Consider the following 557-nt stretch of genomic DNA (forward strand, 5'->3'; position numbering starts at 1 on the left):
GTTCGGCCCGCCCTGCCTTCCCTTCGGCATAGAGCTGGCGGACCTTGGCCTTCTCGTCGTTCGGCAGGCCCGATGTCATCGGCCCGGCTGGCACGAACACCGCCGGCAAATGGCCGAAGGTGAGTGCGGCGATCACCAGCCCCGGCACGATCTTGTCACAGACGCCGAGGAAGACGGCGGCGTCGAACATGTTGTGCGACAGCCCGATCGCCGCCTCCATGGCGATCACGTCGCGCGAAAACAGCGACAGTTCCATGCCGGGCTGGCCTTGCGTGACGCCGTCGCACATCGCCGGCACGCCGCCGGCCACCTGCGCGATGCCGCCGGCCTCGCGCGCCGCTTCCTTGATCAGCGCCGGATAGGTCTCGAATGGCTGATGCGCCGACAGCATGTCGTTGTAGGAGGTGATGATGCCGAGATTGGGCACCCGGTCGCCGCCGAGCGCGACCTTCTCGGACGGGCTGCACACGGCAAAACCGTGCGCGAGGTTGCCACAGGACAGCACCGCACGGTTGGCGCTGCGGCCCGAGGCCTCGGCGATGCGGCCGAGATAGGCC

Annotated in this window: 1 protein-coding gene; it reads right to left on the reverse strand. The window is 68.4% G+C overall.

Annotated features, from left to right (window positions below; genetic code table 11):
- On the reverse strand, nucleotides 1–557 hold a 557-nt coding region (locus tag EN742_RS37105; RefSeq protein ID WP_189375778.1), incomplete at both ends, for a dihydroxy-acid dehydratase.

The organism is Mesorhizobium sp. M4A.F.Ca.ET.020.02.1.1, assembly GCF_004022645.1.
Classification (GTDB): domain Bacteria; phylum Pseudomonadota; class Alphaproteobacteria; order Rhizobiales; family Rhizobiaceae; genus Mesorhizobium.